This is a genomic window from Robertmurraya korlensis (assembly GCF_023715225.1).
Lineage (GTDB): Bacteria > Bacillota > Bacilli > Bacillales > Cytobacillaceae > Robertmurraya_A.
On sequence record NZ_JAMBNS010000012.1, the window covers coordinates 81989 to 105873 of the forward strand.

Annotated in this window: 27 protein-coding genes, 1 riboswitch and 1 other annotated feature; of the genes, 7 read left to right on the forward strand and 20 right to left on the reverse strand. The window is 38.9% G+C overall.

The genetic code is table 11. The features are described from left to right. Positions 1-82: 82 nt before the first annotated feature. A riboswitch (Lysine riboswitch) is annotated at positions 83-263 on the reverse strand. An 81-nt stretch (positions 264-344) separates the two neighbouring features. The 3 genes from lepB to mscL form a co-directional block, all read right to left on the reverse strand. Then, positions 345-884, reverse strand: a complete 540-nt coding sequence (lepB, locus tag M3175_RS19535) for a signal peptidase I (protein WP_251522666.1) — start codon at positions 882-884, stop codon at positions 345-347. 169 nt (positions 885-1053) lie between these two features. Then, positions 1054-1485 (reverse strand): DUF4395 domain-containing protein, encoded by a 432-nt coding sequence (locus M3175_RS19540; RefSeq protein WP_251522667.1) that lies wholly within the window; start codon positions 1483-1485, stop codon positions 1054-1056. Positions 1486-1615: 130 nt separating this feature from the next. After that, complete coding sequence (gene mscL, locus M3175_RS19545) at positions 1616-2005, reverse strand: large conductance mechanosensitive channel protein MscL (protein WP_251522668.1); 390 nt, start codon at positions 2003-2005, stop codon at positions 1616-1618. Between the two features lie 254 nt (positions 2006-2259). Between mscL and desA the strand changes: the two genes are divergently transcribed. Beyond that, positions 2260-3312: a Delta(5) desaturase DesA gene (gene desA / locus M3175_RS19550; RefSeq protein ID WP_251522669.1), complete on the forward strand. Its 1053-nt coding sequence runs from the start codon at positions 2260-2262 to the stop codon at positions 3310-3312. 35 nt (positions 3313-3347) lie between these two features. Here the strand turns inward: desA and M3175_RS19555 are convergent, their stop codons facing one another. Both M3175_RS19555 and M3175_RS19560 read right to left on the reverse strand, forming a co-directional pair. Beyond that, positions 3348-3686: a cupin domain-containing protein gene (locus tag M3175_RS19555; RefSeq protein ID WP_251522670.1), complete on the reverse strand. Its 339-nt coding sequence runs from the start codon at positions 3684-3686 to the stop codon at positions 3348-3350. A gap of 171 nt (positions 3687-3857) precedes the next feature. Further along, positions 3858-4976, reverse strand: a complete 1119-nt coding sequence (locus tag M3175_RS19560) for an NAD(P)/FAD-dependent oxidoreductase (RefSeq protein ID WP_251522671.1) — start codon at positions 4974-4976, stop codon at positions 3858-3860. Between the two features lie 196 nt (positions 4977-5172). On the opposite strand from M3175_RS19560, the gene M3175_RS19565 reads away from it, so the two are divergent. Continuing rightward, positions 5173-6369, forward strand: coding sequence for an MFS transporter (locus M3175_RS19565; RefSeq protein ID WP_251522673.1), 1197 nt, complete (start codon positions 5173-5175; stop codon positions 6367-6369). A gap of 15 nt (positions 6370-6384) precedes the next feature. On the opposite strand, the gene M3175_RS19570 is transcribed toward M3175_RS19565, so the two are convergent. From M3175_RS19570 to M3175_RS19610, 9 genes are all read right to left on the reverse strand, one after another. Further along, positions 6385-6687, reverse strand: coding sequence for a 4a-hydroxytetrahydrobiopterin dehydratase (locus M3175_RS19570; RefSeq protein WP_251522675.1), 303 nt, complete (start codon positions 6685-6687; stop codon positions 6385-6387). 6 nt (positions 6688-6693) lie between these two features. Continuing rightward, positions 6694-7290, reverse strand: coding sequence for a class I SAM-dependent methyltransferase (locus M3175_RS19575; RefSeq protein WP_251522676.1), 597 nt, complete (start codon positions 7288-7290; stop codon positions 6694-6696). Next, positions 7287-8564, reverse strand: a complete 1278-nt coding sequence (locus M3175_RS19580; protein ID WP_251522678.1) for a glycosyl hydrolase family 28-related protein — start codon at positions 8562-8564, stop codon at positions 7287-7289. Before M3175_RS19580 ends, M3175_RS19575 begins: the two co-directional genes overlap by 4 nt. Before the next feature lie 207 nt (positions 8565-8771). After that, positions 8772-9023 carry a YueH family protein gene (locus tag M3175_RS19585; RefSeq protein ID WP_251522680.1) on the reverse strand — a complete coding sequence of 84 codons (252 nt, stop codon included), beginning with the start codon at positions 9021-9023 and terminating at the stop codon, positions 8772-8774. Between the two features lie 97 nt (positions 9024-9120). Further along, a complete protein-coding gene (gene htpG / locus M3175_RS19590) occupies positions 9121-10998 on the reverse strand; it encodes a molecular chaperone HtpG (RefSeq protein ID WP_251522682.1) in 1878 nt (625 codons plus the stop codon). Between the two features lie 231 nt (positions 10999-11229). Beyond that, positions 11230-11916 carry a hypothetical protein gene (locus M3175_RS19595; protein WP_251522684.1) on the reverse strand — a complete coding sequence of 229 codons (687 nt, stop codon included), beginning with the start codon at positions 11914-11916 and terminating at the stop codon, positions 11230-11232. Then, the gene (locus M3175_RS19600; RefSeq protein WP_251522686.1) at positions 11913-12662 is read right to left on the reverse strand and encodes a hypothetical protein; all 750 of its coding nucleotides are present in this window, start codon (positions 12660-12662) and stop codon (positions 11913-11915) included. Before M3175_RS19600 ends, M3175_RS19595 begins: the two co-directional genes overlap by 4 nt. Continuing rightward, entirely contained in the window at positions 12640-13536 is an 897-nt protein-coding gene (locus M3175_RS19605; protein WP_251522689.1) for an ABC transporter ATP-binding protein, read from the reverse strand. Before M3175_RS19605 ends, M3175_RS19600 begins: the two co-directional genes overlap by 23 nt. Beyond that, positions 13536-13904 carry a GntR family transcriptional regulator gene (locus M3175_RS19610; protein ID WP_251522691.1) on the reverse strand — a complete coding sequence of 123 codons (369 nt, stop codon included), beginning with the start codon at positions 13902-13904 and terminating at the stop codon, positions 13536-13538. The genes M3175_RS19605 and M3175_RS19610 overlap by 1 nt, the downstream gene beginning before the upstream one ends. A 196-nt stretch (positions 13905-14100) precedes the next feature. Here M3175_RS19610 and M3175_RS19615 point away from each other — a divergent pair, with 196 nt between their 5' ends. After that, positions 14101-14589, forward strand: coding sequence for a hypothetical protein (locus M3175_RS19615; RefSeq protein ID WP_119706639.1), 489 nt, complete (start codon positions 14101-14103; stop codon positions 14587-14589). 70 nt (positions 14590-14659) lie between these two features. Here the strand turns inward: M3175_RS19615 and M3175_RS19620 are convergent, their stop codons facing one another. Continuing rightward, entirely contained in the window at positions 14660-14878 is a 219-nt protein-coding gene (locus tag M3175_RS19620) for a DUF2922 domain-containing protein (protein ID WP_251522692.1), read from the reverse strand. 37 nt (positions 14879-14915) lie between these two features. Further along, on the reverse strand, positions 14916-15137 hold the full coding sequence (locus M3175_RS19625; protein ID WP_251522694.1) for a DUF1659 domain-containing protein: 222 nt from the start codon (positions 15135-15137) through the stop codon (positions 14916-14918). A gap of 321 nt (positions 15138-15458) precedes the next feature. Here M3175_RS19625 and M3175_RS19630 point away from each other — a divergent pair, with 321 nt between their 5' ends. From M3175_RS19630 to M3175_RS19645, 4 genes are all read left to right on the forward strand, one after another. After that, complete coding sequence (locus tag M3175_RS19630) at positions 15459-17531, forward strand: peptidoglycan D,D-transpeptidase FtsI family protein (RefSeq protein ID WP_251522696.1); 2073 nt, start codon at positions 15459-15461, stop codon at positions 17529-17531. 127 nt (positions 17532-17658) lie between these two features. Next, positions 17659-17901 (forward strand) — a binding site (T-box leader). Positions 17902-17951: 50 nt separating this feature from the next. Continuing rightward, a complete protein-coding gene (gene brnQ, locus M3175_RS19635; protein WP_251522697.1) occupies positions 17952-19286 on the forward strand; it encodes a branched-chain amino acid transport system II carrier protein in 1335 nt (444 codons plus the stop codon). A gap of 124 nt (positions 19287-19410) precedes the next feature. After that, complete coding sequence (locus tag M3175_RS19640) at positions 19411-19857, forward strand: hypothetical protein (protein WP_251522699.1); 447 nt, start codon at positions 19411-19413, stop codon at positions 19855-19857. Then, positions 19845-20132, forward strand: coding sequence for a YxcD family protein (locus M3175_RS19645; RefSeq protein WP_251522701.1), 288 nt, complete (start codon positions 19845-19847; stop codon positions 20130-20132). Before M3175_RS19640 ends, M3175_RS19645 begins: the two co-directional genes overlap by 13 nt. Before the next feature lie 31 nt (positions 20133-20163). Here the strand turns inward: M3175_RS19645 and M3175_RS19650 are convergent, their stop codons facing one another. The 4 genes from M3175_RS19650 to M3175_RS19665 all read right to left on the reverse strand — a co-directional run bounded on the left by M3175_RS19650 (position 20164) and on the right by M3175_RS19665 (position 23795). Continuing rightward, on the reverse strand, positions 20164-21612 hold the full coding sequence (locus M3175_RS19650) for a PAS domain-containing sensor histidine kinase (protein ID WP_251522703.1): 1449 nt from the start codon (positions 21610-21612) through the stop codon (positions 20164-20166). 153 nt (positions 21613-21765) lie between these two features. After that, positions 21766-21912: a sporulation histidine kinase inhibitor Sda gene (gene sda, locus M3175_RS19655; protein WP_251522705.1), complete on the reverse strand. Its 147-nt coding sequence runs from the start codon at positions 21910-21912 to the stop codon at positions 21766-21768. 121 nt (positions 21913-22033) lie between these two features. Then, a complete protein-coding gene (locus M3175_RS25095) occupies positions 22034-23149 on the reverse strand; it encodes a two-component system sensor histidine kinase NtrB (RefSeq protein WP_251522707.1) in 1116 nt (371 codons plus the stop codon). Further along, a complete protein-coding gene (locus M3175_RS19665; RefSeq protein ID WP_251522709.1) occupies positions 23124-23795 on the reverse strand; it encodes a cobalamin B12-binding domain-containing protein in 672 nt (223 codons plus the stop codon). Before M3175_RS19665 ends, M3175_RS25095 begins: the two co-directional genes overlap by 26 nt. Positions 23796-23885 lie beyond the last annotated feature (90 nt).

A 23885-nucleotide genomic window follows, 5' to 3' on the forward strand; every position in this document is an offset into this window, starting at 1 on the left:
TCTCAAAGATAGAGGTGCCTAATAGACATAAAAAAACACACCAAAACGTGAGTACAGTGTGTTTTACAATAACCGCATCAGGCCAATGGATAGTTCAACATAGCTAGTCAGCTATGACAGTCCTACACCTATTCGATGTAGTCCCAGCTACTATAGTTAGAGAAATTATAGTGCTTCGGCGAAAATTCCTTTCAACTGGAATCATTGAGCTTCTCTTGCTCTTATCCAACCTACTAATATTTTTCGCAACCTCTACCTCATCGAAAGCTGATGAGGATCATATGAAATTTCAAATGCTTTACTAGAATAATTCATGCACGTTTTTATGTCAATGGGATTAATTACTATTGTACCGATCGAACTTCAGAAAATGGATAAAATACAAACTCACTCACTCCAACTATCTTTTCCTTTTTAATAAAACCGAGACCATTCCTCGAGTCCATACTGCGTAATCGATTGTCACCCAATACAAAATAATGCCCTTCCGGAACCATTGTAGGCCCATAATCTCCCGTTAACACACTACCTTGTTCATGCGCTTGCTCACGATTACTGTCTAAGTACTCTTCGCTGTGAACATCGCCATTAATTAGTAACTGATCATCCCTTATTTCAATCATATCTCCAGGCAAGCCAATAATTCTTTTTACGTAATTTTCGCCTTCTCCTTTAATAATCACAATGTCCTCACGCTCAATTTTGTGTGTATTGACTTTGTTAACAAATATTTTTTCTTGATCGTGAAGTGTCGGTTCCATCGAGGCACCATCCACAATATAAGGAGCAAAGACAAATGTACGAACAACGACTACGATAGCAAAAGCAATAAACACCGATTTACCCCAGCTAATTATTTCTTGGCTCTTCTTAGTTTCTCCCATTCTATTCTGCTCCTCTTTTCTTTAATAACTTGTTTACATTTTATCATAATCACTTAGTACCATCGGTTACCAAAGCTCACTTATAGCCCATAAATCGTTAGACAAGATTCTCCAAAAACATCTAGAAATAGGCAAAAAAAAGTCAGCACCCATGCTGACCCCTTTATCCCTATTGTTGACTCTTGAATTTTCTATACTGATACATTTTCCACTGATAATGAATAAAACAACCGATACAAAAACCTAATAGAGCAACAGTCGCAGCAATCGCGACTAGGATCGTAAATAGATACCCTACCACTGGCAGATTGAAGGCAAACCCCATAAAACCTGCCCCTAAACATAGAATGGCAATTTTTTGATTAAACTGCTGCTGCTCCCAATCTTCCTGAAGATACGTTGATGGTTCCTTTTTTAAAAACCGCTTCGCTCCCTCCATGATCGGATTTATACGAAAAACAACTCCACAAACACCCGAAAGAAGAGGAATTAATAATATCCATTCCATATTTGTCACCCAAGTAAGAATAACAGATAATACAATGACCGATTGGTTAACCTGCACAAGTGGCTTGGGAATTGTACGAACATCAGATAACATCTATATCACACCTTATTTATAGGATTAGTTGGTAATTTATTTTACCTTAATGTACAGGCACTTGTATACAAATTAGCATACCTCTAATCGAACGAAAAAAAAACGATTGCCTCATAGCAATCGCTTCTTTTTATACACCCTTTTGTTGCTGCTGTTCCTTTAAAATATCACGAATTTCCGAAAGCAATTTTTCCTCCGTTGTAGGCGCCTTTACTTCCGATTTTACTTCTTGCTTCTTTCTAAACTTCTGTAATAATCTTATAAATAGGAAGATGGAAAAAGCAATAATAAAGAAATCAACCACATTTTGTACAAATTGACCATATTTGATCGTTGCATCAGCATATGTATATTGTAGCGTCGTAAAATCAAATCCGCCTAATAAGAGCCCTACAATCGGCATAAGGATATTGTCTACAAGTGAGCTAACAATTTTGCTGAAGGCTCCACCAATAACCACCCCGACAGCCAGGTCAATCACATTCCCCTTTAAAGCAAACTTCTTAAAATCCTGCCACATATTTTATGTCCTCCTATCCAAATGTATACAGACTAGTATATCTTGAAATAGGGAACGTATGTAAAAATATGCTCATGAAGTAAAGATGTCTACATTTTTCGAATTGTTAAAGAGTTTACCATTAATTACCTTTAAAATTTTTCTTGCAACATGACATTTGTCATGTCCTACTCTATACATTTATGCCTTTTCATGACCTGCTCATAAACACTACAATAACAGTAGATAAATTCAAAACCTTGTAGGAGGCTTTTATGAGCAAGCAAAAAACAGCTGAATTAAGAAAAAGCGTGGTCCCTTTTGAAAAGTCAGATATAAATAAAAGCGTAAAACAAATGATTAACACATTTATTCCATTCTTTGGTTTATGGTACCTAGCATACGCGAGTCTCTCGGTTTCTTATTGGCTAACGTTGCCACTAGCAATTGTTGCTGCTGGATTTGTGATTCGAATCTTTATCATTTTCCATGATTGCTGCCACCAATCGTTCTTTAAAAATCGTAAAGCAAACGCCATTATTGGTAACATTAGTGGAATTATTACAATGTTCCCTTATGAACAGTGGAAAAGAAGCCACAATATTCACCACGCAACAAGCGGGAACTTAGATAAGCGTGGCATTGGTGACATTTGGGTAATGACGGTGGAAGAGTATCTAGCTGCTACACCAGCTCAACGCCTTCAATACAGACTGTACCGTAACCCTTTTGTTATGTTCGTTCTAGGACCGATCTTCTTGTTCCTTGTGACCAACCGAATCAATGTAAAGGATGCTAAACGTAAAGAGCGTCTCAACACTTATTTCAACAATATTGCGATTGTTGTGTTATATGCGTTTATGATTTGGTTAGTTGGCTGGAAAGCCTTCCTTCTTGTCCATGCGCCAATTCTATTTGTTGCTGGAGCATTAGGAATTTGGTTATTTTATGTACAACATCAATATGAAGACAGCTACTTTGAACACGAAGAAGAGTGGAACTATGTGAAGGCAGCTGTTGAAGGAAGTTCTTATTACAAGCTTCCGAAGATCTTGCAATGGGTAACTGGAAACATCGGTTTTCACCATGTGCATCATCTAGCACCTAAGGTTCCTAACTATAATCTGGAAAAAGCACATGAATCTACACCGCCATTACAAAAAGCAACAACCGTTACTCTAGGTACGAGCCTTGAGTCCATACACTTTAAATTATTTGATGATGTAAATAAGCGATTTGTAAAATTCAAAGACATTCAACATCTTCTTGAAGAAGGAAAGGCTAGCCTGCAATTAGGTGGAAAGCGCCCTACAGCTGAGGAGAAATAAATAAGAATGCTCACCTTGTCAGGTGAGCATTTTTGTTAGATTTCTTTTACATATCTTTCATCTGGAATCTTATTTAGCATCACATACAGGCTCGTATTGCCCTCACCATTCACGAAGGACATTTCCTCTTCCCCAGTAAAATGAATCACATCATGTTTGGAAACAGACAAACTTTCTCCATCCACATGAAAGGTTCCTTCTCCCTCTATCACCTGAATAAACACATTTGTTCCAGGATGTTTATGAGCAGGTAGTGCTTGATTTTTCGAAAAGTTTAATACAAATACCGTACTTTCCCCTTCTTTAAAAATCACTCGTTTCGTAAATTTCTCTTCATTATATATGATAAAGGTAGATAAGCTTTGTCGTTGCATTATGATCAGATCCTTTCCTTCTTTATGAATCCATCATATCTTGTTCCGTTTTGTTTTGATGTGATTTGAATCAATCTTTTTGAGAAAGAGGTAGAGGAAAAACGCGGAAATTATTTGCGATCACCTGAGCTCACTCCCGTTCCTGCAAACGTATTTACAATCCTCAAAACCTCAATCCCCAATCGCACCCTCCACCGAATAGAGACTCACATCCAGCACCGTTTCCTCTCCAAGAGCGAGCTTCGCGAGCTCGCTACCCAAAAACGGGCCGCTCGTCAGGCCAGAGGCTCCCAGACCATTCGCGACTAAAACACCTTCCAAGCCCGGAACTGCCCCAATTACGGGTAGAAAGTCAGGGGTAAATGGTCGAAAGCCTACTCTTGTTTCAACTACCGTCGCTTCCTTTAAGTCTGGAAACACCTCTAATGCTTTCCCGATAATTTCATTCAACCCACCCGCTGTAACTCTCGTATCAAATTCTTTATTGTCTTCATGCGTCGACCCGACAACCACTCGACCAGCTTCAAACGTTAATAAGTACTGATTATTCGGAGGCATGACAACGGGCCACTGTGACGTGTCTACACCCGGTAACTCTAAATGGACAATCTGCGCTTTTTGGCCCGAAACTTGAAAATTCACTCCAAGAGGCTCCAGCACCTCTCGTGCCCAAGCTCCTGTCGTGACAAGCACTCGATTAGCCTCTAGCCGCTCCCCATTAACAACCACGCCGCTCACTCCATGATCCTCACAAACGAGTGTAGCATTCCCACTCACGTATTCTGTACCGAGCTGAACAGCAGCCTTTACTAATGCATCACGTATAAGTCTTCCGTCTACCTTTGCTCCGCCGGACACATACACCGCTCCATACCCTTCCGCAACAAGAGGACACATCTCTCTTGTTTCTTCATAGGATAGAATGTTCACTTCACCGATTTCCGGTGCATCCTCTCTCCGTTTGATGGCCCTATCTGCCATTTGTTTCAGTTTTTCCTCATTTGAATGAAGGCTTAACGCTCCCACTTTTCGATATCCTGTATTCCCTACTCCATAAGAGGACAATTTTTCAACTAATTCCGGGTAATAACGCGCCCCTTGCTTTACTAACTCATACCATGCCTTATTTCGTCTTTGCGATATCCACGGGCAAATAATTCCCGCAGCTGCATTTGTTGCTTGTCCCACCTCCGCACGGTCAACAAGAATCACTTTTACTCCTTTTAACGCTAGGTGAAAAGCAGCCGAAGCACCTAATATTCCTGATCCTAGTACAATCATTCTTTCCATCATGAACACCTTTTTTCTTTTTTAATACCATTAATATTACTAAACGTTCATTTTCTTCTCAAACTCAAAAAAATAGTAAATCGAAAAGTCATTGTCTATAATAGATTTATGACCATTTTTATGTAAAATCTCACATATATTTAGGTTAACGAAGAGACTATAGAAACGGGATATTCCCGAATGGGAGTGGATGGTAATGAGCACACCGCTTGCGGAAAAAGCTCCACCTACTGAAAAAGGCACCGAGAAAATATGGACGCGTGATTTTATTCTCATTTGCCTATCAAACTTTTTTGTTTTCCTTGGTTTTCAAATGACTTTACCCACCATACCTTTATTTGTAGAGAGCCTTGGTGGAAATGACCAGCTGATTGGAGTGGTTGTGGGAATCTTTACTTTTTCCGCCCTTTTAATTCGGCCCTACGCTGGGCATGCCTTAGAAAGTAAAGGGCGCCGATTTATTTATCTTGTTGGATTAGGGATTTTTGTCTTTTCCACGGGAGCTTTCGGAATTGCTGGAGGTCTTGTTTTCTTATTTATGTTACGAATTATTCAAGGAGTAGGTTGGGGACTTTCCACGACTGCTTCTGGTACGATTGCGACCGACCTGATTCCACCGAAACGTCGCGGGGAAGGAATGGGGTATTACGGTCTTTCTGGTAACTTAGCCCTTGCCATGGGTCCAACCCTTGGACTTGCGCTTGTAGGCTATCTTAGCTTTACTGAACTCTTCTTGATTTGCGGAGTACTTGGTGCAGTGGCGATCGCCTTATCATCTCGTATCCGATTTAAGCCCGTCGAACCAGTAGCTACTTCTAAGTATAAAAAGCTCGACCTTTATGAAAAGACGGCCTTGCCCCCTTCGATATTGCTTCTTTTTATTACTGTTACGTTTGGTGGAATCGCTTCCTTCCTCCCTTTATATACAGTGAAAAAAGGGATTGAAGGAATTGAATGGTATTTTCTTCTTTATGCCATTGCTCTCCTCATCTCAAGAACCTTTGCTGGAAAGCTCTATGATCAAAAAGGACATCGCTTTGTATTCCCGGCTGGTTCGATTATGATTATGGCTGCCATGATTCTGCTTGCCTGGATTCCGAATAGCACGATCCTCTATTTAGCAGCGATTATTTATGGGTTAGGCTTTGGGACCGTACAACCAGCTCTTCAAGCGTGGAGTGTACAAAATTCCCCTATTAGCAGGCGTGGAATGGCAAATGCCACCTTTTTCTCCTTCTTCGATTTAGGGGTAGGAATTGGTGCGATTCTTTTCGGACAAATCGCTTTCTGGCTAGATTACCATAGTATCTACATAGCATCAGCTGTTTCTGTATTTATTGCGATACTGCTATACTACACCGTATTTGGAAGAGAAAAGGCGAGAGCGCAATAAGCACTCCCGCCTTTCTTATTCAACAAATTGATCGTATATCTCATCAAAGATCTTAGCCATTTCCATATCCAGCGAAGTCAGACCTCCCGCATTCCACGAGCTAAGTTTAATCGTGACTACTTTATAATCAATTGAGATAAACGGATGGTGATTACGCTGTTCCGAATAATTAGCAAGCTCACTCACAAAGGACACACCTGTTAAATAGTTTTGAAATCGGTATCTTTTGCTAATCCATTTACCCTCGTCCCATTTCCAGCCAGGCAAATTTTCCACATATGTAACGATTTCTTGTTCAAGCAATTTCTCCACATTCATTCCCCCTTAAAAAGCTAAGCCATAAATAGAAAATCTCTCAAACGGATTTGCTTTTGAACAAATGACCTCAGATGTTAACTGAAACATGCCCATGCTTTCTAAAAAGTCGATATACTCTTCACTTGCATAGTACAAAATCAGCGTTATATTTCGGTAATTCTCCTCAACCGATTGAAGGATACGATGAATTATATTCCGAAAAATATGAATAGAGAACGGGTTGAAAAAGTAAAAAATTTGATCCTTCTGGTGAATTGGGTATTTTTCTGCAAAACCGAAGAAAAAGTGAATAGCATGGTCTGATCCATACTTCTTCCGATAATGTTCTCTATTTTCCAAGGCAAGCTGGTAATACTCCTCATTCATCTCTACTCCCGTTACCGTTGCTCCTGTATGGTGATACAGAAAGAAATTCAACCTTCCTTTTCCACAACCATAGTCAACGATCCGATCAGATGGTTTGAACTCATACTCACTAATTAGTTGTTGAAGATGCAAATAAGGGGTAGCTTCATACCGGTGAAATTGCAAGGACTTGTAAAATTGGAGTTGTTCACCCGTTGTGACGATTTGTAAACTTTTATCAAAATCCTGTTCTCTCATGTTCTCTCCTCTAGTTCGTGAAATTCCCCTTTGATCCCACCTGCATGATAAAAACCGTCTATATAGATTTTATGAAGAAGAACCTGTTTCGCTCGGTACTGAATAGCTATCACAGGGTGTCCTTTAAAATCATAGGTGGAGTCTCCAAGCACTGTAAACTGGTTTACCACTACATTACGGTATGCGGAAATTACCATCGCTCTTGGAGTTGACGTTTCATACAAGGAAGTAAAGATAGGAGCAATGGCAACAAGATTCATGGCTTTTATGTTATAGGCCGTTTTTGACTCTGGATCATCCCCTTTATGATGACCGATATGTCGAAAGTTGAAGGCGCGATTATCATGAACCGACAGATGGCCAATAATGGTGACATGGGAAGCAGCTGAAGCATTGTGATGAGCCTTGATTTCCACTCCACCAAAGCATCTAGTTGTGGTATTGTTCGCAAGCCACACATATCTGGAGCCATCATCTATTTCAATGCCATTGGAATTGGAAAAACCGTGTTCATGTGCTCTTCCACTCGGATCACACATATGTGATTTTGATATAAAAATATAATCACTATGATGAGTGGTGATTCCGTCATCTCCAAAGCCGTATCCATTGCATTCATCCAGCCAGATATACTCACTTCTTCCTGGACCAATGAATCCGTCTTTTATGTAATAGTAAAGAGTGGAAGAAACGTCAAAAGCATGTAACCCTGCATGAATCGCTTCCACCTTTCTTACCCACCCATATTTTACATGGGCAAATGTTAAGCAACTCGATCGATTATTTCCACTCGCCGTTTTTTCATCGCTTGGAAGTCGCTCGACATTCCAATCAAGGGTCATTCCTTCCACATAAATATGATGATTCCCACTGATATGATGTTTATTGGTCAGAAGAATGGCTGATTTTAGAGCGTCATCATGGAGTTTAAGTGTTGTTTCTCCCTTTCCTGCCCCCCTAAGGATCGTGTTGGAGGGAAGTTTTATTCCTTTTGTGACATATACACCTTCAGGGATAATGATTTTACAGTTGCCACGTCCGATTGCTTTTCGAAAAGCGTTTGTATTGTCGGTTACTCCATCCCCAATTGCTCCAAAATCGACCACATTTTTTTCACTCTTTATTTCACATTGAAGTTTGTGTAATTCAATGTCTAAATCTGGTAGCCATGAGGGGATCGCCTCCCCCTTTTCATTTACGGTGGTTTTCATTTCTTTGGCTGAAGGAAGAGGCTGGGTTGCCACTTTTCGAAAAAGAGCGTCAGTCTCTTCCATTAGTTGATCCAAAGGGGTGGAGTATCTTGACCAACGCCGAATCAATTCAGGGTTTTGCTCTGGATTATGATGTTTTGTTAGGTGAAGCAGAACCTGTCACCTCCAGGTGAAGATAGTTTATACCTTCATAGTAGTACACCTTTTCATACAATAACAAGGATCAGGTGCAAAATTGGGGAATGAATGGGAGATTTTAGAAAGGCATTTCTATTTTCTAAAGGACTGCCTTTCTAACAATTTTATAATGTCCTTCGCTAAACTTTCTGCATTTCCTTCAAATAATTGAAACATTAATGATTGCAAAATATGTTGGAAGTGACTATCCGTCGACCCATTTGCCGGCAAAAAGATAGACCAGTGGATTTCAGGAATTGCTACAATATATCCGTCGGTATCACATTTGTTCATATACACATCTGTCACTTTTTCAGAAGAGTGAATAGGTAATTGAAAAATCATCCAATATCACCACCTTTTTCTATATATTTAGTGATTGGATGCTTTTTTTTGAGGGTAAAAAGAAAAGAGCACCCAAATATTGAGTGCCCTCATAGCCTTATACCATAATTTTGCAAATATCGTTTGTAAATTCAACGGGATCTTCAATTGGTAACCCCTCAATGAGCAATGCTTGATTGTAGAGAAGCCCTGTAAACAAGGTGAGCTTGTCCTTGTCATTAGCATATGCATCTTTTAGGGAAGCAAATACTTCGTGGTTCACGTTGATTTCTAACACTTTGTCTGCTTTGACATTTTGGTTATTTGGCATCGCTTGGAGAATTTTCTCCATCTCAATGGACACGTCTCCTTCCGTTGTTAAGCACACAGGATGTGACTTTAGACGTTTGGAAACACGTACGGCCTTTACCTTTTCTCCAAGGGCTGTTTTCATGTATTCAAACAGTTCTTGGTTCTCCGTTTGTTCTGCTGACTCTTTTTCATCTGTTTGCTCTTCAATTCCTAAATCCCCACTAGAGACGGACTTGAATTCTTTTTCCTTATAATTCATGAGCATACGAATCGCAAATTCATCAATATCATCTGTGAAATAGAGAATTTCATAGCCTTTATCCGCCACCAGTTCGGTCTGTGGAAGCTTTTCAATACGCTCCACTGACTCACCTGATGCATAGTAAATATACTTTTGATCCTCAGGCATTCTTGACACATACTCATCTAACGTTACCAGCTTCTTTTCCTTAGATGAATAGAACATGATGAGATCCTGAAGCGTCTCTTTATTGCTTCCAAAATCGCTATAAACTCCAAACTTTAGTTGGCGACCAAAGGATTGAAAAAAGGCTTCGTACTTTTCGCGGTCATCTTTTAACAAGCTTTGTAGCTGGCCTTTGATTTTGTTTTTAATATTTTTCGCAATGAGTTTTAATTGACGATCATGCTGTAGCATTTCTCTTGAGATATTGAGAGATAAATCTTCTGAATCAACCATCCCTTTAACAAAGCTGAAGTAGTCCGGTAATAGATCCGCGCATTTATTCATGATAAGAACACCGTTTGAATAAAGCTCCAACCCTTTTTCATACTCCTGCGTGTAGTAATCAAATGGAATTTTTTCTGGGATATATAACACTGCTTGATAACGAACCGCACCATCCACACTAATGTGAATATGCTTTAATGGTTTATCAAAGCCGTAATGTTTTTCAGCGTAAAAGTTCTCGTAGTCCTCTGTTGTTAATTCGTTTTTGTTCTTTCTCCAGATTGGCACCATGCTATTAATGGTTTGCTCTTCTGTATAATCTTCGTATTCAGATTCACTGCCTTCTTTTAAACGTCTGCTTGTGGTATCCATTTTAATTGGGTAACGAATGAAATCTGAGTACTTTTTAACAATGGATTTGAGACGATATTCTTCTAAAAATTCATCGTAGTTATCGTCTTCTGTATTTGGCTTAATGGTAAGGATGATTTCCGTTCCCACTTCACTTTTTTCATACGGCTCAATCGTATAACCATCTGCACCTTGTGATTCCCACTTATAAGCTGTGTCGCTTCCTAGTGATTTGGTGATCACCGTCACCACATCTGCCACCATGAATGCAGAGTAAAACCCAACACCAAACTGCCCAATGATGTCGTGACCATCCTTTAGCTCGTTTTCAGATTTAAAGGCAAGTGATCCACTTTTAGCGATGACCCCAAGATTGTTTTCAAGTTCTTCTTTGGTCATACCAATTCCGGTATCGGTAATCGTTAATTTTCTGCTTTCTTTGTCAGCAGCAATTTTAATAAAATAATTTTCTTTGTCAAACGTGATGTTCTCGTCTGTTAAGGCACGATAATAAATTTTATCAATCGCATCACTTGCGTTTGATAACAATTCACGTAGAAAAATTTCTCTGTGTGTGTAAATGGAGTGAATCATCATGTCTAACAATCTCTTTGACTCTGCCTGGAATTGCTTTTTTTCCATTCAAAAATCCCCTCTCATCAATCAATATTTCTATAATCCCTTTAGCACTCTACCAGTCAGAGTGCTAATCACTATTTAAATATCACACAAAAGCCACCCCTGTCAACAGATTAAGGTGAGATTAGGGTGACAGACACCTTCCGTGGACAAAATGCCCTTTTTTGTCCACGAGCGGTGTCTGTCACCGCTCGTGGACACTTTTGGCGGATTTGTACGCCTGAGGTGGACAGTTTAGTTGACGTAAAGTGCTTGACCTTCTATTTTTAAACCTATTGGAGCTTTTATATACAATACGTCCATTCCAATGTTGCCGTAAGAGTTACTTTGAAACCATTCCACCTTTTCTGAAGAGAATTGTTGAAATGGGAAACCAGTTGATAGTTCAGCTAATTTCACCGATACATGCGACGGATTTTTGATTTCAAGTTCATTGCCTTGCATCTCTATTCGGACCTTATCTCGTTTTTCAGTAAGATCCATTCCGTCTACAATCGTTTTTCCCGCATAATGAGTAATCTGAATTTCTTCCCCCACCTCTGAACTTTTCTCTATAAACACTTGAATGGAATAATCATTAATAGGAGTAATACCCAGTTCATCACTCGTAAGTGGCAAAGTCCACTTCTCGATAACATCTAATCCGTTCTCCTCTTCAAAGGTACCTCTATACGCTTCACTTATCACTTGATCCTGAAGCTTCATACTCTGTTCCACTTCTTCTTCAGACAGCATTTTAATGGAAGTGTTATTCATTGGCAGAAGCAACGAAGCGCCAGCAAGCAGAATCAGCAAACCTACGTAACCAAGAAGGATAACTCGAGTAGTTTTCATTCCAATCCATGCCCTTTTTTTCGAACCGGACAGTTGAGACACGACTGCAGCAATTACCAAGATTAGTAGAATAATAGCCCACATCACACCCCCACCTCCAAACGATTTCCTAACATACAGGCTCCTAGAAAAAATAATGCAGAGGTGATCACACTCTTCATTGTAAATAGAAGAAACGAAGCCTCAAGAACATAAAATCTACCAATATCGACTAATAATGTCCCTTCTCCCCCTAAGTACACTTGGATTGAAATAACACCAATAAGAAGCACCGGCAGCAAAAACGCGACTATCTTATTCGTTTGAGCAAGCATGCCAATAAAATAACCAACACACGCAAACAATAGAATATATAGAAAAAACCCTATTAATCCCTCAACTACATCTATCACCGAAAGTTGAACTCCCGCAACGGAAGGTGTTCTCAAAACTTGTGTAACAAGTAATCTTAAAACACAAGTTGTTAACAGCCCTGTAATGGCAGCGGTCCCACTTGCAGTCACAAGAAACAATCCATTCGCAACATTGCTCACCTGTCGAGTCGTTACAAAATTAAAGTCATCATATCTCTGCTGCTTGGTGGTCAGTGAGATTCCATGCGAGAAAGCCCAAACTAAAGTAAAGATGGCAATCAAACTACCACTATACGTTCTTACATCGTAACTAAAGGCGTCAGAACCACCTCCCATTGAGCCCGTTCCACTAAATGAAAATAACATCCCCAGTACTTGAATAAATATAAGAGACGTAAAAATCCCTAAATATGCCTGCAGCTTATAGCGATACTGTTTAAAAATAATGTCTCGAACATTACTCTCTGTCAAATACATCATCAATCCCTCCCCTTGACTTGCTAGTTATATACATGCATAAATCACTAACGGAAACAGGTGACAGCTCAAGTCCTAGCAACTTTGCCTGCTGCTCTATATCTCCCCCACGTTTCACGACAGCATAGCTCTGACCAATCCCAACTGCTTGTTGAAAAATGACATCATCATTTTTCAATAACTCTTCCACTATGGACGTTCTTCCAGTTATACCAATCGCATATTCTTTCAAATTCTCCACACTTTCATGAAGATGAACGGCTCCTTCTTTTATTAGCAGGATCTCCTCGAAAAGTTCCTCCATCTCATTTAACAGATGACTGGATATGATGATCATCCGTGGAAAGGCTAAATAATCTTTTAAAATAGCACGGTAAAAATCCTTACGAACCGCCGCATCCATTCCTGTGGTCGGTTCATCAAATAAGGTTAGTGGGGCTCTGGTTGACAGTCCCATAATCGTGTTGAACGTACTTCTCATCCCTTTCGACAGACTAGCATGGTAGGAATGTGGCGATATAGAAAAATAGTCTAAAAGCCGGTTGGCTAAATCCTGATCCCAATTGGGATAGAAGCTTTCGGCTGCGTTAAGAATTTCTCCTACAGTGAGAGCAGGATTAAATGTTACTTCATCACTCATAAAAATGCTGTTAGCCGAAACTTTTAAGCTATGGAATGGTTCTTCCGAAAAAACGTTTATCTCCCCAGATGTTTTTTCAAGAAAGCCTGCCATCAGTTTTAATAGAGTGGATTTACCTGCTCCGTTTCGACCAATCAAGCCTATGATTTTTTCACCCTCGAGAGAAAAAGAAACACTTCTTAAAGCTTGGTTCCTTCCATAGGTTTTTGACAGGTTCTTGCATGTAACGATATTCATTACTCCTCCCCCTCCTGTTGAATCATCTTGATTAGCTCTTCCTTACTTACTCCTAATTGTCGAGCTTCTCTAACAGTTTCTTCAATGAGCTCTTTCAGTTTGGTGTTGGTTCGTTTTGTGAGGATGATCTTCTTTGCATCTGCAGCTACAAACATGCCAAGCCCTCTCCTTTTGTACAAAATGACTTCATCCGCTAATAAATTTAATCCTTTTGCAGCCGTAGCAGGATTGATGTTGAACATTTCCGCCAGTTGATATTGCGAGTAAATCTTTTCGTCAGATCGAATGGAGTCGCTTAATATCTCCCCTTCTAGATACTCAGCAATTTGTACATAGATAGGCTTCATACTATTTGAGTTTAAGATCACGTTCCTCACCTCCTATATTCATATGGTATGTTAGTACATTACTGATGTAATGTACTATATATAATAAAAATGGAAAAATCAAGCACTTACTGTTGAAATTTAACAATTTGTAACTTTATTCATTTTTTATTTTTCCCGTCCATATAATGTAATGAATGTATTCGAACTAGAAAAATGACAGCTTGGAGGAGACCGCATGAACGAGTTTCTCGAAACAATGCAGCGAAAGCTTGGGGAATTAAAAGATCAATCATGGACGGTGGAAAGTCTGCTTGATAAAATTGCAACGGGTACACCTATTCGTATGTCAGAAGAGCTGGTCAACCGTCTGCTACATCTTCAGCCATTAGAAGGAACCTCCAATTTACAATGTTCGTTTGAAGGGGAACATCTCGTCTTAACAGGAAATACAAAGGTAATGCTCGTACCTGTTCCATTCCGACTAGAATTGAAACCTATCATGGCAAAAGGAAGACGGATACAGTTTGAGGTAGTTGACCTAAAGCCAAGTTTAAAGGAATCTATGAAAAAGAAACTCTTAAAGGATGCGGACGGGGTCACGTACGAAGATAACAAGCTCACCATTAACTTTAATGACATCGAAGTAGTTCGAGACATACCGTTCGGAAAATTAGCTGGTGTTCGGATTAAAGACAAAGTCCTTTGGTGTAAGATTGTTATGTAATAAGAAAAGCGCAAGTACCTTTCAATAGAAAAAGAGAGTCGGTCCATTTCAACCGACTCTCTCTCTTTTATTATGCTAGTTCATAAGGTGTCACATTTCTCTCAATGACTCTAATGCCTTTAGGAGAAACAAGCTGTCCCTTCGCACTATAAAATGCATTGGAAGCAACTATTTGATCCATCGCCACCTTCACAGCAGCTGCATCCACAGGTTCCTTTGGGGACTCCAAACTAATAGTGGTTGTTTCACCTGTTTCTGTTATAAATTGTAATTCTAATGTTTTGGCCAATTTACTCACCTCCTAATATTCATTTCTCCATTTCCACTTACGCGTTTACTAACTCAAAATTGTCTGCTCGTTCAATATTCACTACTGGTAGGGAACAAAGGCTTGCTAATGCTTGACCCGCTTGAAAAAGTTGATCCGCAGTAGCCTCCTTACGCACATTACTAAATGTCTTTGTTTTAATGATTACTTCTCCTTTTGAGTTCAGTCCATTTTCAAACAATACTTTAAGCTTTGTATCCATGATCAATGCCTGTGCCATCTCTATCACCTCCTCTCACCTTCTATATAGAAAGAAAAGAGGGATTTGGACAGGTTGTTTATAATTTTTTTTATTTATCCTTTTTAAAACGCAATTCTGTGGATAATGTGGGTAACTTTGTTTATAAAATGTGGATAATGTGGATTATTTGACTTATATACAGTTTATTAACAACATTTTCACAATAGATATCCACAACATGTGAGTAACCTGTTAATTATTCAAAAAATTGAAACTTTGTTGTTATTAAGAACGTCATAGATTATGATAAAAATAGAAATATATACCAGCATAATTGTTCCCTTCTAAGGAGTGAAGTGTATGAAGAAAAAAGCCAGCAAGCGGAGGCATGTTCCCTTACGAGTAAACCTCCTATTTTTTATTGTGTTTGTCTTATTCGTTATCCTAATTGTGCGTTTAGGCACTGTGCAAATGGTCCAAGGGGTAGCTTACAAGGAAGAACTCGAAAGGACCAATGAAATTGTGGTGAGCCAGCCTGTTCCACGCGGAAAGATGTACGATCGGAACGGAAAAATAATAGTAGACAATATTGCTCAAAAGGCGATTACATACACAAACTGGGGAGCCAGTCAGGAGGAAATGTTAAAAACAGCAGAAAACCTCTCTGAACTCATCAAAATGGATACAAAGAAAGTGAGAGATCGTGACAAAAAGGATTATTGGATATTAAAAAATCCTTTATTAGTAAAAGAGAAAATAACCAAAGCTGAAGAAGAGGCAATGAGAGATGCTGCAGAAAGTGAAAAAGAGTTTAACAAAAAATATTACAACACTTTACTAGATAGGATCACCGAGGAAGATCTAGCCTCTCTAAAAGAGAAAGATATGCAAGTTATCGCCATTTACCGTGAATTTGCAAGTGGTTACGAGTATACGCCCCATCTCGTAAAAAATGTGGATGTAACAGATAAGGAATTTTCAAGTGTTAGTGAGAATCTCAACTTTTTACCTGGAGTAGACACGGTTACGGACTGGGAACGTACATATGCATTCGAAAATACCTTAAAAACCATATTAGGAAAAACAACAACAAGTGAAGAAGGAATACCAGCCGAACAACTAGATTACTATCTCTCTCGTGGCTATAGTAGAAATGATCGTGTCGGAAAAAGCTATCTGGAATATCAATATGAAGATGTTCTGCGCGGAAATAAATCCAAAATCAAATACTTAAAAGACAAATCCGGCAATATCGTAGGAACGGTGCCCGTATCCGATGGATCGCGGGGCAAGGACCTGATACTTACCATTGATATGGACTTACAGCTTGCGATTGAAAAGATCCTTGAAGAAGAGCTTCTCGCTACGAAACGAGGATTTGGCGGAACAAAGTTTCTTGACCGTGCCTTTGTTGTTCTAATGGACCCTAATACTGGTGAAATCCTAACCATGGCCGGAAAGCTTTTAGCAAGAAGTGAAGAAACCGGAAATTTAGAAATCCAGGACTTCGCACTTGGCAACATTACTACCTCCTATAATGTCGGATCCTCCGTCAAGGGAGCAACCGTACTTACGGGATACCAAACCGGGGCCATTGCTCCAGGTACTCCCCTTTTGGACGCACCTCTTTCTATTAAAGGGACTCCAGTGAAAAAGTCTTGGAGAAATATGGGCTCCATTAATGACTTGTATGCCTTAGAGCAATCCTCTAACGTGTATATGTTCCGTACCGCTATCAAAATTGGAGGAGCACAGTATGTGCCAAATGGTCCATTAAGCTTAGCTCCAGATACTTTTTCAAAAATAAGAGATTCCTTTGCTCAATTTGGCTTAGGTGCAAAAACAGGAATAGACCTCCCAAATGAAATGACCGGATTTAAAGGACCTTCTACTAAGCCAGGTTTTGCGCTTGACCTAGTTATTGGACAATACGATACATACACAACGATGCAGCTTGCCCAATATGCTGCCACGATTGCAAATGGAGGCTATCGCATCCAGCCGCATATTGTAAAAGAAATCCGTGAGCCTGGGACGACTAGTGAAAAGCTTGGCCCGATTTACAAAGAAATACAACCAAATATCTTAAACCGGGTAAGCATGAAGGACGAATGGGTGGAACGAGTTCAAACCGGTTTCCGCAGAGTCATGACCTCTGGAACTGGAGCTAAAGCCTTTGGTTCTGCACCTTACAGCCCTGCAGGAAAAACAGGTACCGCTCAATCCTTCTACGATGGACCGGATCGCGATCAGTACCCTAAGAATTCACCACCTGAAGTAATGAATGTGAGCTTAATCAGCTACGCTCCTTCTAATAACCCAGAAGTAGCCATGGCCGTCATTGTTCCGTGGGTATACACAGGAGACACAGGCCCCTCCCCGAACTTAACCATCGGGCGAAGAGTACTAGATACATATTTTCAGATGAAATAGGATGAACTCCTGCAATGTGGCGGGAGTTTTAAAGAGAATAATAAATATATTCATCCAATTAGTAAAAATATAAATGTTCAAAATATATTGACATAACATTTTTCATTTGTTAAATTATTAAACATATTACAAATTGATGACGAGAAGAGTAGGATTCAACCCTTGTACTAAAGAGAGTCGACGTGTGGTGAAAGTCGATGTTCAAGCTGAATTTGAAAATCATCTCCGAGATGCAAAGCTGAACGATAGTAAGCTTTGACGGGTTCCGCCGTTACAAGGATCACGTATGTTGGTACGTTGACTAAGAGCCGACTGCTTTTTTGGCAGCGGAATTAGGGTGGTAACGCGAGCTATCAGACTCGTCCCTTTCATTAGGGGCGGGTCTTTTTATTTTTCTAAAATAGAAAAGGGGAAAAGAAAATGAAGAAATTTGACACTTTGGTTATCGGATTAATGTTATTCTCTATGTTTTTTGGAGCGGGGAATTTAATCTTCCCTCCGGTATTAGGAGCACAAGCGGGCACCTCTTATTGGCTAGCGATTGGCGGATTTATTTTAACAGGTGTAGGATTGCCTTTTGCTGTGCTTCTTGCCGTTTCACTAGTTAAAGATGGTGCCGAAGAAATTGGCAATCGTGTTCATCCCTGGTTTAGTACGATTTTTATGGTAATTGTATACCTTTCTATCGGACCATTCTTAGCCATTCCGAGGAACGCAACAGTTGCTTACGAAATGGGAGTCAAGCCGTTCTTAGGTAGCTCCATCCATTCATCTTTCGTTTTATTAGTATTTTCTGCTGTCTTTTTTGCCCTTGTATTTGTCGTGAGTTTAAACCCTTCGAAGATGGAACAATATATGGGACGCTGGATTACTCCGGTCTTACTCGTGGCTATGGTTACTTTATGCACCATCGGTTTAACGAATATGGATGGTGATTTACAAACTCCTGCTGAGCAGTATCAAGCGAATGCCTTTTCTACAGGCTTTATCGAAGGATATAACACGATGGATGCTCTCGCCTCTCTCGCGTTTGGAATTGTTATTTTATCAGCGATTAAGCAAAGAGGGATTACAGATAAGAAACAATTAACCAAGTATACATTGAAGGCAGCACTTGTAGCCGGAGTTCTTCTCTCACTAGTTTATGTAAGTCTCGGACTTATTGGTGGAAAAATGGCTTCTACAGGTTTATACGCTAGTGGCACGGATTTGTTAACAGCAGTATCCACACTTTTACTTGGTTCAAGTGGTAAGGCACTACTTGGAGTTATTTTCACATTGGCTTGTTTTACAACAGTCGTCGGTCTTACGGTTGCTTGTGGACAGTATTTCTCCAAGCTTCTGCCTAAAGTAAGTTATCGGAAAGTGGCCCTTATCGTTACGGTCATTGGATTTACACTTTCCAACATGGGACTTGCACAAATTTTAAAAGTTTCAGTTCCGTTCCTTGTGACTGCTTACCCGCTAACGATCGTTTTAACAGTCCTGACATTCTTTAGTCGTTATTACAAAAATATTCGTAAAGTATATGGAAGCGCGATGTTATTTACTAGTATTTTCGCTATTAATAGTGGTCTCACCACAGCTGGAGTAAATCTAGGGTTATTACAATCGATAGCAAAAGCACTCCCACTTGCCTCTGTTGGTCTCGAATGGATTACACCTGCTTTAGTTGGAACAGCTATCGGAATGCTCCTTGGAGCTTTCGAAAAGAAGTCTGCTCCATCCCAACTAGTAGAAACAAAAGCGTCTTAATGTCTCATAATAGAATGGATTCTCTTTCCATTCTATTTATTTTAATAAAAATGAAACCCTTTCCCCTTTCATTCGTATACAATAGAGTAGTAGAAATATACATTACAGGGGGAAAACAAAAGGAATGAAAAAGTTACTATCAGCTTTGCTAATGGCAGCACTCATTTTTTCACCAGTTGGAAACATTGTGTTCCAAGATCACACCACAACAGTGGAAGCAAAATCGTATAAATCTGGAAAAAGAAGCTTTAACAATAATACGAATACCACTACCAATAACAACAATTCATTCTTTCAAAATAAAAAGACAGATTCAACAACTACAACTAAGTCTACATCAACAGCAAATAAGGGATTCTTCTCCGGCGGTCTGATGAAGGGGCTTATGATCGGTGGACTTGCTGGTCTATTATTTGGTAGTCTTTTTGCAAACATGGGGATCTTAGGTTCTATCCTTGGATTCATGATAAATGTGTTTGCTATTATCATCTTAATAAACATCATTCGCATGGTTTTTACCGCTCTTAAAAAGAAAAAGAAACAAGAGAATACGAACCCATGGAGAAGCTAATTATTTCTGAACAAGATATCATTAATGCTGTTTGTGTTTATACAGCGAGGAAAAAGCAAATACATCCAGAAGCAGTGGAAGTTGAGCTGATGTATGACGATGACTATGGCTTTTCAGCTGAAGTGTTTGTAGATGACCGAAAACAAGTGCTTATCACGGCAAATTTAATTGAAGCATTACGCCTTTGGCTCGACGAATACTTAGGAAGAGATCCATATGCTCCGATCAAGCTTCATTTAGACGACAATGAAGGAATTCTTGCTTATATTGGATAAAAATTATAACCTCATCCACATTTGGATGAGGTTATTGTATGTTACTAAAGCTTGGCAGGACGATTTCAATCGTTGTTCCTACGTTTACTTCACTTGAAATATGTAAGGTGCCACTGTGGCCTTCAATAATATTTTTACTTACCATAAAACCTAAGCCCGTTCCCGTTTCTTTTGTTGTATAAAAGGGTTGCCCGATCTTGGCTAAGATCTCTTTCGGTATTCCACAGCCGGTATCTTTGAAACGAATGGTTATCCCAGAAGTCAGCATACAATTTTCCATCTCAATATGTAGCGACCCTCCGTCAGGCATGGCATCAAAGGAATTTTTCATAAAATTAATGAACACCTGCTTAATTTGGTTCTCATCACAATGAATAATGGGTAGATGACTTCCGTGCTTTAAATCGATCTGAACACTTTTCATATTGGCTTCTGCATCTAATAAGGACATACATTGCTTTAAGGTTAAGCGTAAATCGGTCTCTTTAAAATTGTTTTTTTGTGGCTTGGCAAGTGATAATAGCTCACTTAATATCAGTTCAATACGAGCTATTTCTGACTCAACAATTTCGTAATACAGCTCTTTTTCATTGGAGTTTTGCAATAGCTTTAAAAAGCCTTTTATAGCCGTAATCGGATTTCGAATTTCATGAGCAATCGCTGCTGACAATTGTCCAGCAATAGAAAGCTTTTCCGACTGAATCATTAGTTCTTCCGCATGTTTTCGGTCTGTTATGTCACGAAAACTAACAGCAATCCCGTTCTTAATCCCCTGATGGTCTTTAATCGGAAAGCTTGTAATCATTACATCCATCATCATTCCATTTTTCTTATTAACGGTTGTTTCATAGCCTTCTACACATTCTCCACGAAGGACCTTTTCCTTTAATTTCTCTTCTTCTTCATCTGCCAAAAATCTCGCATCTCGCATGTTAACTCCAAGTAATTCCTGAAGATTCCAACCAAATTCTTCTTCAAACGCGGTGTTCGCTTTTGTTAAAATACCGTTTTCGTCAAAGATTAATATTGGATCTAGATGATGGTCAATAAACGATTCTAGTTGGGATTTTAGCCTCTCCATTTCTGGTTCCATCTTTTTTCTAGATGTGATATCAACCACATGGCCAATAATATAATCACTTTGAGACGTACTAACTTTATGGGCACTGATTGAACCCCAAATCACTTCACCATTCTTATGTATAAACCGCTTTTCTAATTGAAAAGCATCCACTTCTCCAACAACTAACTTTCGATAATTTGAATCTATCGTTGCATAGTCTTCTTCATACATTAAATACCTTAGCCCTAATTGAATGATTTCTTCATCTGAATACCCTGTAAAATGACAAAAGGACGAGTTAGTTTTCATAATCTCTCCATTTATCCCAAACAACACCATTCCTAATGGGGCATGGGCAAATGCCTCAAATAATAATTCTTTATCCAATGCATGTAATTCCAAGTAAGTTTCTGTCAATTCCCTATCCCCTATGAATGAAAATTATCGGATTCCCTTTAAGGTTTGCTCCAGCAAATTTATAGAATCGCACTTACTTCTCATTAATTTAACCTGCCATACCTGCTCGTAAAGGTCTTCTTGTTTATCTAATAGTATTTGGCAAAAGGTCAATCACTGCTTAACTGAATAGTTTTCTATTAAATGTCTTAAATTTCTTTTGTCTATTTCTTCCTCTAACAACTGTAAAAATTCATTATCTAAAGCCAATTTCAACGCTGCAGCATAAGCATCCATCAACTCTTTGTCTGATATCTTCAAAACTTACTATACTCCTTTTTCCATAAACTTGCTGCAATCCGAAAAGAATTTAATAATTACAGTTATGTCTTCATGCAGCGTAAATACTATTAGATGGTTTCTTCACCCTTACGTAGGTTGTTTATACTAAAGGTAGAACAAGGATAAAGTTCGTACCTTCCCCAGGTTTACTCGAAACCTCAATAATTCCACCATGATTTTCGACAATCTTTTGACATACAGATAGACCGATTCCTGCTCCTCTTTCTTTTGTTGTAAAAAAAGGAGTAAACATCCGTTTAACTGTATCCTCTTCCATACCAGAACCATTGTCTTTTACAGAGATCTCAATGGTATTCTTGTTAAGTCTCGTTCTAAGAATAATGCTCCCTTTCCCTCTGTTTTGACTTACCTGAATCGCATCCATTGCATTTCGAATCAAATTGAGCAGGACTTGTTTCATCTGCTTTGGATCTAGTTCCTGAACAGGGAGTATTTGTTCCTTCACATATTTGATTTCACAGTTTATCTTCAGGGCTTCATTTTGGGAAGTTTGAATTACTTCGGTTAATACCTTATGTACATTCACTTGCTGTTTGTTCGGAATGGTTGGTCGAGTAGAACTAACAAATTCATAAATTAAATTATTTGCATACTCTACTTCTTCAAGTGCAATATCAGCATAATGGTCTTTACCGGTCTCGATTAAATATGGCTTTAGCAGTTGAAGGAAGCCTCGAATACTGACTAATGGTTTTCTCAAATCTCCGGCTATTATTGAAGCAATTTTCCCAAGACTCGAAAGGTTCTCATGCTTTATAACCACTTGCTCCATCCTTTTTAAGGTGGTTTCAAGCTGTTCTTGTTTCTCTAGCAACGTAAGATTTTCACTCTCTAATTGAGTTTCTAATTTTCGAATGATGGTTTGAATTTGCTGAATACTTTCCTGTTTTTCTATGCAAAACACATATAAACGATTACCATCTTCCCACTGTGTATACACATCGAATAAAGTAAGATTGAAATCCTTTCTTACTAAATTCAGTTCTACTTTCGTTTTTGCGAATACCGGCTTTAAGAATCGTTCTGCTTTCTTTCTACTTCCTAAATCAACAAGCTCGAGAAAATTCCTTGCATTAGGAAATTGGAGTTGCGTCTCTTCCGAAACTCCTATAATCGTAAAATCTTGATCCACCACAAAAAATGGAAACGGAAAGGTTTGAAAGGATTTTTCAACTATATACATATACTCTTTCACATAACTTGTTCCCTGTAAGCCACGAACGCAATTGGTACAAACCTTCTATCACGACAACGTTACTCGGACAATAACTCTTTAATTGATACAAGGATGTGATTCTCCCTCCTACAATAATTTCAGGATTATAATCTAACTGATTAAGTTCTTTTAAGCATTCTAAAAGAGTAGGAAGATTGTATATGATCGATAAAGAAATCCCTATTACATCCGGTCTCCAAATGTTTGCGTAAATAACTGAATCCTTAACAGGAAGATTGGCGCCAAGGTATCTGGTATCAAAACCATTTTCTTTAAAGATGGAAGATACCATTTTCATACCTATTGAATGCTCTTCTCCCTGTATACAAAACAACATCGCTTTCGGCTTACCTTCTACAACAAGAGGTGTTGTTTCGTTATTGGATTGAAGATTATATCGGGAAATAAGAAGGTTACAAATATTTGAAGCTACATGCTCATCAGCAACCGATATTTCATTATTTTCCCAGAGCTCTCCTATATAACGCATGCATCTTGTTAAGATATCTTCAAAAAAGAAGAAGCTATCTTTTTCTTCTATCAAATTACATATAAAGTTCCAAGAGCTATTTTCATCTCCTGCTAGTAAAAAACTAACAAGCTCATTCATTTGCTTATCCGTCATCTGTGTTACCCTCACTCTTTATCTCAACAAAGAATGGTATTTCCAAACAAAATTTGAATTTTAATCCATATGAATATACCTATAATAGTA

Excerpts from the sequence above, each read along its gene's own strand:
- brnQ (WP_251522697.1), top strand. The coding sequence starts at position 17,952 with ATGAAGAAATTTGACACTTTGGTTATCGGATTAATGTTATTCTCTATG.
- desA (WP_251522669.1), top strand. The coding sequence starts at position 2,260 with ATGAGCAAGCAAAAAACAGCTGAATTAAGAAAAAGCGTGGTCCCTTTT.
- M3175_RS19560 (WP_251522671.1), bottom strand. The coding sequence starts at position 4,976 with ATGGAAAGAATGATTGTACTAGGATCAGGAATATTAGGTGCTTCGGCT.
- M3175_RS19640 (WP_251522699.1), top strand. The coding sequence starts at position 19,411 with ATGAAAAAGTTACTATCAGCTTTGCTAATGGCAGCACTCATTTTTTCA.
- M3175_RS19630 (WP_251522696.1), top strand. The coding sequence starts at position 15,459 with ATGAAGAAAAAAGCCAGCAAGCGGAGGCATGTTCCCTTACGAGTAAAC.
- M3175_RS19575 (WP_251522676.1), bottom strand. The coding sequence starts at position 7,290 with ATGAGAGAACAGGATTTTGATAAAAGTTTACAAATCGTCACAACGGGT.
- M3175_RS19565 (WP_251522673.1), top strand. The coding sequence starts at position 5,173 with ATGAGCACACCGCTTGCGGAAAAAGCTCCACCTACTGAAAAAGGCACC.
- htpG (WP_251522682.1), bottom strand. The coding sequence starts at position 10,998 with ATGGAAAAAAAGCAATTCCAGGCAGAGTCAAAGAGATTGTTAGACATG.
- M3175_RS19605 (WP_251522689.1), bottom strand. The coding sequence starts at position 13,536 with ATGAATATCGTTACATGCAAGAACCTGTCAAAAACCTATGGAAGGAAC.
- mscL (WP_251522668.1), bottom strand. The coding sequence starts at position 2,005 with ATGTGGCAGGATTTTAAGAAGTTTGCTTTAAAGGGGAATGTGATTGAC.
- lepB (WP_251522666.1), bottom strand. The coding sequence starts at position 884 with ATGGGAGAAACTAAGAAGAGCCAAGAAATAATTAGCTGGGGTAAATCG.
- M3175_RS19580 (WP_251522678.1), bottom strand. The coding sequence starts at position 8,564 with ATGGAAGAGACTGACGCTCTTTTTCGAAAAGTGGCAACCCAGCCTCTT.
- M3175_RS19665 (WP_251522709.1), bottom strand. The coding sequence starts at position 23,795 with ATGACGGATAAGCAAATGAATGAGCTTGTTAGTTTTTTACTAGCAGGA.
- M3175_RS19600 (WP_251522686.1), bottom strand. The coding sequence starts at position 12,662 with ATGATGTATTTGACAGAGAGTAATGTTCGAGACATTATTTTTAAACAG.
- M3175_RS19625 (WP_251522694.1), bottom strand. The coding sequence starts at position 15,137 with ATGGCACAGGCATTGATCATGGATACAAAGCTTAAAGTATTGTTTGAA.
- M3175_RS19585 (WP_251522680.1), bottom strand. The coding sequence starts at position 9,023 with ATGATTTTTCAATTACCTATTCACTCTTCTGAAAAAGTGACAGATGTG.
- M3175_RS19615 (WP_119706639.1), top strand. The coding sequence starts at position 14,101 with ATGAACGAGTTTCTCGAAACAATGCAGCGAAAGCTTGGGGAATTAAAA.
- M3175_RS19645 (WP_251522701.1), top strand. The coding sequence starts at position 19,845 with ATGGAGAAGCTAATTATTTCTGAACAAGATATCATTAATGCTGTTTGT.
- M3175_RS19540 (WP_251522667.1), bottom strand. The coding sequence starts at position 1,485 with ATGTTATCTGATGTTCGTACAATTCCCAAGCCACTTGTGCAGGTTAAC.
- M3175_RS19570 (WP_251522675.1), bottom strand. The coding sequence starts at position 6,687 with ATGAATGTGGAGAAATTGCTTGAACAAGAAATCGTTACATATGTGGAA.
- M3175_RS19555 (WP_251522670.1), bottom strand. The coding sequence starts at position 3,686 with ATGCAACGACAAAGCTTATCTACCTTTATCATATATAATGAAGAGAAA.